Genomic DNA, 8,398 nt, shown 5'->3' with positions numbered 1-8,398 from the left:
TGATCCGGCCCGAAGCCGTAGCTCGTGTTGACCTCGACGCAGCTCCTCTCGACGTCCTCCGGATCGGCGGGCGTCGTCAGCCTGGTCACGCGCCCGAGGACGTCGTATTCCCACCTCGTGAAGAGATCGTCGTCGCACTCGGGGCTCATCGCCGGGGTATCCACCAGGACGGTGGCGGCCTCCGTGCTGAAGACGGGATGCCCCTGCGCCTTCCGGCGCCCGCGCTCGTCGAACACGAGGCGGCCGCTGACGGTCATCCCGACCTCGGTGTGATCGCCGAAGTCCTTCTCCAGATCCTTCTTCGTCTGAATGACGCGTTCGAAGCCGTCGATGAAGATGACCGTCTCGACGTAGTCGTGTTGATGAGGCGGGACCGTGGGCGCGTTGCGGGACACGTCCTTGTGACCCATGATCGCCCAGAACGGCGCGGCAGAAGCCCCCGGCTGCAGCCCGTACACGGCGCGCAGCGTGGGGACCACGCCCTCCTGCGCGACGGGATCCGCCACGAAGTCGCTCGGCCCCCACACCGCGACAAGCCGGCCGAACGCATCGTACTTGTACCTCGTGTCGTGGCCGTTCAGGTCGGTCGTGGTGGCGACGGCACCGAACAGGTAGTTCGGGCGGCTCTCCGACTCGTAGCCGAACGAGTCGGTGATGCTCGTCCTGTAGATCCCCGTCCCGTCGTAGCCGTAGGTGAGCTCGTACGAGTTCGGGTCGGTCACCTTCGCGATGTTGCCGAAGTCGTCCCGCTCGATCGTGACCGTGCTCGCGGCGTCGTTGTACGTCGCGGTGGAGCCCGGAATGCCACCTCCGGTGATGTGATGGCTGAACGTCTCGAGCGCGCCCGTCGTCGGATGATAGGTGGCCCGCCGGTCGCGCAGCACGGTACCCGACGCGCTCCCGCTGCGCGCCACCACCCTGCTCGGCTGCGCGAGGTACAGCTCGCCGGAGCTCGAATAGCCGAAGCCCCGCGTGTCGTACTCGACCTCATAGAACAGGTCGTCCGCGGCGCCCTCGTCGGCGCTCAGGAAGAGCGTATCGAGGCCGCCGTGGTCGAAGCGCCAGGTCCGCCGCTCCTCCGTGGACTTCTGCGCCGTCGCCTCGCCCTCGAACCACGCCGTCGTGCGATGCGTCTCCGCGGGGAAGAACGAGCCCACGAGGGGCTCCGGCTTCGCCTGCACGCTCACCCCGCCGGGCGTCGGGTCCTCGTACGTGAACGTCTGGCGCGTGTAGGGGATGGGATCGCCGCTCTCCGAGACCCCTCGCTCGCTCGTCTGATGAACCAGCCCACGACGGTAGTAGTCCTGATTGTAGTACCACGTCTCGATCTGCGAGCCGTCGCCCGTGCTGCCCTCCTCGCCCCGCGTCACCGTCACGATCGACGAGCCGTAGTCCTCGCGCTCGACGCGATCGTACTTCCCCGTCTGCGCGCGCGCGCCCCCGCCCGCCGGCGCCGTGTAGTCCACGGCCTGCGCCAGCGTCTGGCCACGGCCGTCCATCGAGCGGATCCCGACGAGCGCGTAGCTGTTCCCCGGCAGGTCGACGCTCGGCTCCGCCTCGTCGCCGACCTCATTGCCATAACGCTCGTAGTCGAGCTCGAACCTGCCGTCGAAGGGGCGATTGACGGCCTTGAGGAGGTTGGCCCTCCCGAGCTGGTTCAGCTTGACGTAGACCTCGGCCTGGCCGTCGACCTTGGCGACGTGATCGACCAGCCCGTCGCCGTCGACGTCACGCCAGGCCACGTCGCTGCCGCCCGCCGTGTCGTTGTAGAAGCCGTAGACGCTGCCGCAGACGAAGAAGACGCAGATCTCGGCGTCGAACGTCGCGCTGTAGTCGCGCGAGGTGCTGAAGCTCAGCGCCTCGGGGTTGCCGTCCCCGCCGTCCACCTTCTCCAGGATCCTCGTGCCGAGGCTCGAGAACTCGTCTCTCACAGCGACCGGCCACTGCGGGAGCGGCCACGTCCGCTCGGCGTCGAAGCGATCGCCCAGGTTCAGCTTCACGTGGAGCGGCTGCTCTCCGGGCTCCGCTCCGGGCTCCTCCTGTCCGGCCTTCGGCTCGGGCAGGCGGCTCACGTGGTCGAGCTGTTGATGATCCCGGCAACCCGCGGGAATTCGGTGAAGTTCACCGGTGAAATCCGCAGTCGATGCCGGTGAAGATCGTGTCGGCTGCCGGTGAAGTTCACCGGTGAAATCCACGTCCGATGCCGGTGAGGTATCCCGGGAAAGAGGCGGCTCAGCGCTTCTTGGCGCGGCGCTGCTTGGTGCGGAGGGCGCTCAGCTCCTTGGCTTCCTTGAGCCGGTAGCTCTCGGCCTCGATTTCGATCACCTCGGCGCGGTGCACGAGCCGGTCGACGAGCGTGACGACGCACGCGGCGTGCGGGAAGACTTGGCCCCAGTCGGAGAAGGCCTTGTTCGTGCTGAGCAGGATCGGCCTGTGCGCCTCGTAGCGACGGGTGACGACCTCGAAGAGCAGGTCGGCGTAGCGGCTATCGTAGGAGAGGTAGCCAACCTCATCGATGCAGAGAAGCGCGGGGACCGTGTAGCGGCGCAGCCTTCGCGCGAGCGCGGCCGAGGACTCCTGCGCGGCGAGGTCGGCGAGCATGTCGCTCGCGGTCGAGAAGCGGACCGTGTGGCCCCGGACGACGGCCTGGTGGGCGACGTTCTTGAGGATCATGGTCTTGCCGACGCCGTTGGGGCCGACGAGCACGGCGTTGTGGCCGGTGGCGACGAAACCGGGGGCGAACAGGTCGTCGACGGCCTCGCGGTCGATCTTCTTGGGCCAGGACCAGTCGAAGTCGCTCATGGGCTTGAAGGTGGCGACGCGGGAGTTCTTGAGGCGGCGTTCGAGGCTGCGCTTGTGCCGCTCGCGCTCCTCGATGGCGAGCACCTCGTGAAGCCAGGGCTTGTCAGCGAGCTCATCCAAGCAGGCGAGCAGGCCGAAGAGACCAAGTCTCTTGAGGCGGGACTTGGTCTCGATGGGCGTCAGGTCGGTCATAGCGTCGAGTCCTTCTTCAGGGCGTCGTAGGTGGCGAGTGAATGCGGCGTGACGACGACGTTGGCGTGCTGGCCGCGCGTGACGGGGATCGAGACCGGAGGGGGCAGGCAGCGCTCGGAGCGGCGGCGGTCGATCACCTGGCGGACGGCACCGACGTGGATCGTGTCGCGCTCGAGCACCTCGACGAGGGCCTCTTCGAGCTCTGCGGCGCCGACGGCGTCGAGCATCTGCAGAAGCCGGGCGATCGCGCTGCCGACGTTGTCGCCGCGCTCGGCGATGACGCGAAGGAAGGCCTGGCTGCTGCGGGCGGCGCGGGCAAGGCGATCGAGGCCGCGGTGCTCGCGGGCGCGGCGCTTCTCATCGACGAGGCGCTGAATGTGCTCAGGCTGCTCGATCTGCTGACCGCGATCCCACGAACGGGCGTGGGTCGCGACGATCTCGTTGCCGTCGGCGATGCGCACCTGTTCGAGGTCGGCGAAGACGACCAGCGTGCGGCGCGTCCGGTCGTGGGGGACGGAGTAGTCGTTGAGATCGAAGCGCGCATAGGGGGTCTTTCCAACCTCGACCTCGACGCGCTCGTGGGCCGGAAACGGCGTGTCGGGGTGTTGCAAGAGGACGCTGCGCTCATCGTCGAAGGCCTGGCGCACGGTGCGGGCGCGGTCCTCGACCCAGGAGCGATCGAGCGCCGCGGAGCTGGTCCACTCGGCCGCTTGTCGGTTGAGATCGTCAAGGTCGGCGTAGGTCCGGGCCTCGAAGAACGCCTCGCGGACGTAGCGGATGGCGCGCTCGACGCGGCCCTTCTCGTTACCGCGGGCGACGGCGACGGGGCGCGGCTCGAAGCGGTAATGCGCCGAGAGATCCAGCAGCATGGGGTGGAACCGGATCGCGTCGCCGTGGCGCTCCACGACGGCGCTCTTGAGGTTGTCGTAGAGCAGCACGCGTGGAACACCGTCGAACTCGGCGAACGCCTCGACGTGCCCGCGCACGAAGAAGGGCATCGCCGCGCCCGGGAAGAAGCGCAGGAAGATCCGCCGCGAGTAACTGAGCACCATGACGAAGGCCCAGAGCGGTCGCCGAGCCCGGCCGATAGCCAGCTTGCCGAAGTGCGCCCAGTCGACCTGCGCTTGCTCGCCGGGCAGCGTGCGGAGCCGCTGGAATGCCTCGGCCGGCTTCTTGGGGCGGAGGCGGCAGATCACCCGGCGCAGATGATCCGGACCGCCCGGATAACCGCGCTCCTTGAGCATGACGAAGAGGCGACTCGAGCGCAGCGAGGGATACTTGCCGAGCTGCTCGACGATGAACGGCACGAACGGGTCGACCATGGACGGGCGCGGCGCGACGACCTTCGGGTCGACGCCCGCTTGCCCGAGCACGCGCTGCACGGTGGTGTGGTGCAGCCCGAGCTGGCCGGCGATGGTGCCAACGGGCCACTTTTCGCCGTGGTAGAGGCGCAGGATCTCGGCCTCCTTCTCCTTGGCGATCACCGCCACCTCCCGTCACCGCGGTGGCCCTCGTGGGACGCGGGGAGCGCGTCGGTGGAGAGCTGGCCGAGCGCGCCGCTCGCGCATGGCCCAGTGTGGAAGCCGCGCTCCGCAGAGCGAGCAGCGGCCGACATCTCGGATCCGATCGTCATCGTTGTCCTTTCGGCCGGGGGTGATCTCCGGCGCGACCTGGGACATCGACGCGGCCGCGGCTTCCGTCACCCTGTGATGCGTCACTTTCTGCGCCGAGAACTTGTCCCGCTGCCGCTCGCGGTACCGGGCCTGGCGAGCGGCATGGAGGCGGCGAGCGCGAAGCCGGGTCCGATAGGCGGCGCCGGCGCGGCGGAGCGACTCACGACGCCGGAGCGGGCGGCAGTCGAGGCAGAGGCGCTGGCCGCGATCGCAGCGACGGCAGAGGCGAAGCTGGACGCGGCAGCAGGCGCAGAGGGCGAGGCGGTAGGTGGACGAAGGCAACGAGCTCCATGCCGCCGATTTCTGGACCTGGAGCCCGGCTTGTGATGAGGGTGGGGGACTCCGACAAGGCGGAGCTCCAGAAGGCCCGAGGGTGGCAGCCCTCGGGCCTTCGACTTTTCGGCGGGCCCAACGTCTACGCTGCGGAGGCGAGCGGGGCCCAGATCGGCGCAGGTGGTGCGGGCGGTGAACGGTGAACGCTGGCGATCACGCGGCCGCGGTCTTCACCGATCGGACGCGGGACGCGATGATCACCGACAGTCGAGCAGGCCATCGCCGTTGATGTCGATGAAGTCCACCGCCTGCCGGTTGAGGCTGTAGACGTACCCCGCGCCGACGTGCCCGCCGCCTCCGAAGACGCCTGCGCTGAACGACGCGCCGACCGAGACGCCTGCGCTGAGCGAGCCGGTGTCCTCGTAGCGCGCCGCGTTCGGGCCGGTCGCGACGTCCATCACGTTGATATCATTCAGCACGTCCTCGCGGAGGCCGAAGCGGCCGGAGCTCCAGTCCGGATTCGACCACACGATCGGCGCCGTGAGACCGTAGCCGGTGTTGAGGCGCACGACGGGGCTCCCGCCCGCAGGAGTGAAGGAGACGCGGTCCGGCAGGCCATCCTGGTTGATGTCGAGCAGCTCCGTCTTCGCGGAGCTCACCGCGTAGTCGAGCCCGACGGAGAAGCTCGTGGACATGACCGCGCGCGTCCGACCGCGCGTGTCCGTGTCCGGGACCGCCTGGTCCTTCTCGTCGTTGCCGCCGAGCGACATGCTCACCTTGAAGCGCATGCTCTCCTGGTCGACCTCACGGAACTCGTCGAAGTCGACCGCGCGCTTCTCGGTGAAGCCGCTGCCGGTGTTGAACAGGACGCCGTCGCGCGTCACCAGATCGGGCAAGTTGTCCCCGTTCATGTCGAGGAACTCGACCTCACCCGTGGTATCGGCCGCGCCGATCCCGAGGTTCAGGTTGAAAGCGCTGGCGTCCAGGCCGTAGCTCCACGTATCGGACAGCCGCAGCGCCTGGATGCCCGCGCTCCCCGAGAAGCCGCGGCCCGCCTTCGTGCGCCCGGGCGAGAACAGCCCGCGCCCCACGAAGCTGCTCTGACCCCGCGTGCCGTACACGGGACCGGCGCCACCAGGCACCCCCACGCGGGAGATGGTCGCGAAGAAGAAGGGCGACGCGTCGTCGCTCACGTTCGCGTACTGGAGCGCAGGCTCGCTGAAGGCCTGGTCGCCGCGGTAGTCGCCGAACGACCACCGGTGATAGCCACCCGCCATCATGTCGTGCGTGGGCGCCGGAGCCTCGGTGTCGCCGAAGTCGGGATCCAGCCAGCGGACGTTGACGGGCGCGAGGTCCCCTCCGGTCGAGGGATCCCAGGACACCTGCCCGATGCCGGGCAATCCTCCGACCCACGTGATGGGCGACCTGGAGATCAGGGTGAAGTAGATGGGCTCCCCCGGCGTGATGCCGACCGGCGGGTCGAGCGCGACCGGACCCGTCGCCGCGGGGCCAAGGCACGTCTTCGAGAACAGCTTGTGGACGCCCTGCACCAGGGCGCACACCGGATGTTCCGTCGGGCCCTTCATGAAGGTGCCCGCGCTGGTCGAGCTCTCCGCCGTCACCGGGACGGTCGGCGCGCCGGCCTGCCACAGGAAGACCGCGACGTTCACCTCCGGCTGCTGCACGATGAAGCTCACGGGCACCGGATCTTCCGGCGTCGGATCGTCCTCGATCTCGCAGACGATCGCCTCCGGATCTTCCTCGGAGGGGCCGCACCCGAGCACGGCCCCCTCCACGTACACCTCGGCGTCCGGGTCCGGCCGGCTGTAGCGCGTGTACTCGACGAAGGGCTCCCAGCCGACCCGCTCGGGATCCACCGGCGAGTCGGACTTCAGCTCGAAGTAGAGCAAGTCGCCCGGATCGAGGCGAATGCCGGTGCCGGTGACCTGGTACGCCCCTTCGAAGCCGGCGCCCAGGCTGGCGGTCGCCACGCGCTGCGCGCCGCTCCAGTCGGCGGCCGTGGACGGCACCTTGTAGACGTTGAGCTCCACGTCGTCGGAGGTCGAGCGCTTCGTCCCCCCGCCGAGCACGCGGACCTCGCCCGGCGCGTTCGGGATCGCACTGGATACGCCATTTTTGCAAAAAAAAACTCGCCCGTGGCCGTTTCCACCTCGCCCGCGACCTGCCCAAAGGAGCGACCCACATCGAGGTCGAGGCAGCCGAGCTGTCGCTGATGCTCGAAGGGCTCGACCTGTCGCAGGCTTTACGGCGCAAGCGCTGGAGACTTGGCGTGAGATACATCGACGCGTCGAAGCAAGGCTTGATGGATGCGCGCGGGCTCGATATCCAGCGCGCCCGCTGACCAGTCCCCATCCGTCCCATGCTGCGCTGCCCGCCGATCTGGCGGATGTGCGACGTAAGCTGGAGCAGCTCGCGGCTGCCGGCCAGCTCTCGGAGCTCATCGAGCTGGTGCTCGGGCTGCTGGTCGATCTGCGCGACAAGAACACGGCGCTGTCGGCGAAGCTCGCGAGCGCTGTGGCGAAGCGGATTCAGGAGCGCGTGCTGGGCTCGTATTACCTGCGCGCCGACGACACGGGAATGCGCGTGCTGGATCGGGATCATCCAGCGGGGGTCAAGAGAGGGCACATCTGGGGCTTCGTCGGGGCCGAGCTGGTGTCGTTCGTGTACGCACCGGACTGGAGGGCAAAGCATCCGGCGGCGCTGCTTCAGGGCTTCACCGGCTACCTGCAGGGTGATGGCTACGCCGGGTACGGCGCGATGTTGCGCGGAGACGACGAGGGTGAGGTGATCGTGCCCGAGGAGCGCCGGCTCGGCTGTGGAATGCACATCCGCGCGAAGTTCGAGAAGGCGGCGAAGGGTGGCGACGCACGGGCCGCCGTGGCGCTCGCGTACTTCAAGGCCACCTACCGCATCGAAGCGGCCTGCAAAGCCGAGGCGCTCTCCCCGGAGGCACGCCTGGCGCGCCGGCACGAGCTGTCGATCCCCGTGGTCGACAAGCTGTATGAGTGGATTCAAGAGCTGCACCTGCGGCTCGTGCCGAATACACCGCTCTACATCGCAACCCAGTACGCGATCAACCAGGAGGCAGCGTGGCGGCGCTGCTTCACGGATGGGCGCTTCGAGATCGACAACGATGAAGTCGAACGGCGGTTAAGATCCGTGGCGCTCGGGAGGAAGAACTACTTGTTCGCAGGCTCGGACAAGGGAGCTGAACGCCTCGCCGTCGGTTACACGCTATTTGGCTCGTGCCGGATGCACGGAGTCAACCCGCTCGCCTGGGCGACAGACGTGCTCGGCAAGCTGCAGGGAGGCTGGCCGCGTGAACGGCTGGACGAGCTGCTGCCCGACGCGTGGGCGCGCTCGTCGCCCGCTGCTCCGGCCGTCGGCGATGCCGGCGCGCCCTGAACGACGCGGATCTCGATCCTCGCCACCGGGGT

At 68.6% G+C, this 8,398-nt stretch carries 7 protein-coding genes; 3 read left to right on the top strand and 4 right to left on the bottom strand.

What is annotated here, in order from left to right:
- From WMF31_RS42625 to istA, 3 genes are all read right to left on the bottom strand, one after another.
- Window positions 1–2,072: toxin TcdB middle/N-terminal domain-containing protein (locus WMF31_RS42625; RefSeq protein WP_436607578.1), on the bottom strand; the 2,072-nt coding region annotated here is incomplete at its 3' end.
- Between the two features lie 160 nt (window positions 2,073–2,232).
- On the bottom strand, window positions 2,233–2,994 hold the full coding sequence (locus WMF31_RS42620; protein WP_436606493.1) for an ATP-binding protein: 762 nt from the start codon (window positions 2,992–2,994) through the stop codon (window positions 2,233–2,235).
- The gene (gene istA, locus WMF31_RS42615; protein WP_436606494.1) at window positions 2,991–4,478 is read right to left on the bottom strand and encodes an IS21 family transposase; all 1,488 of its coding nucleotides are present in this window, start codon (window positions 4,476–4,478) and stop codon (window positions 2,991–2,993) included. The genes WMF31_RS42620 and istA overlap by 4 nt, the downstream gene beginning before the upstream one ends.
- Before the next feature lie 225 nt (window positions 4,479–4,703).
- On the opposite strand from istA, the gene WMF31_RS42610 reads away from it, so the two are divergent.
- Entirely contained in the window at window positions 4,704–4,994 is a 291-nt protein-coding gene (locus WMF31_RS42610) for a hypothetical protein (protein WP_436601510.1), read from the top strand.
- A 203-nt stretch (window positions 4,995–5,197) separates the two neighbouring features.
- Here WMF31_RS42610 and WMF31_RS42605 read toward each other — a convergent pair whose 3' ends face one another.
- Entirely contained in the window at window positions 5,198–7,030 is a 1,833-nt protein-coding gene (locus WMF31_RS42605; protein ID WP_436606495.1) for a hypothetical protein, read from the bottom strand.
- 143 nt (window positions 7,031–7,173) lie between these two features.
- Here WMF31_RS42605 and WMF31_RS42600 point away from each other — a divergent pair, with 143 nt between their 5' ends.
- Together WMF31_RS42600 and tnpC are read left to right on the top strand one after the other, a co-directional pair.
- Window positions 7,174–7,302 carry a hypothetical protein gene (locus tag WMF31_RS42600; RefSeq protein ID WP_275938689.1) on the top strand — a complete coding sequence of 43 codons (129 nt, stop codon included), beginning with the start codon at window positions 7,174–7,176 and terminating at the stop codon, window positions 7,300–7,302.
- 47 nt (window positions 7,303–7,349) lie between these two features.
- Complete coding sequence (gene tnpC, locus WMF31_RS42595; protein ID WP_436607577.1) at window positions 7,350–8,366, top strand: IS66 family transposase; 1,017 nt, start codon at window positions 7,350–7,352, stop codon at window positions 8,364–8,366.
- Window positions 8,367–8,398 lie beyond the last annotated feature (32 nt).

It is taken from the genome of Sorangium sp. So ce1036, from assembly GCF_051369805.1.
GTDB lineage: Bacteria > Myxococcota_A > Polyangia > Polyangiales > Polyangiaceae > Sorangium > Sorangium cellulosum_F.
This window is presented reverse-complemented; position numbering and strand designations above follow the sequence as displayed.

Bases quoted from the DNA above. Each gene is read 5' to 3' on its own strand.
- WMF31_RS42600 (WP_275938689.1), top strand. From the start codon at position 7,174: ATGCTCGAAGGGCTCGACCTGTCGCAGGCTTTACGGCGCAAGCGCTGG.
- WMF31_RS42620 (WP_436606493.1), bottom strand. From the start codon at position 2,994: ATGACCGACCTGACGCCCATCGAGACCAAGTCCCGCCTCAAGAGACTT.
- WMF31_RS42610 (WP_436601510.1), top strand. From the start codon at position 4,704: ATGCGTCACTTTCTGCGCCGAGAACTTGTCCCGCTGCCGCTCGCGGTA.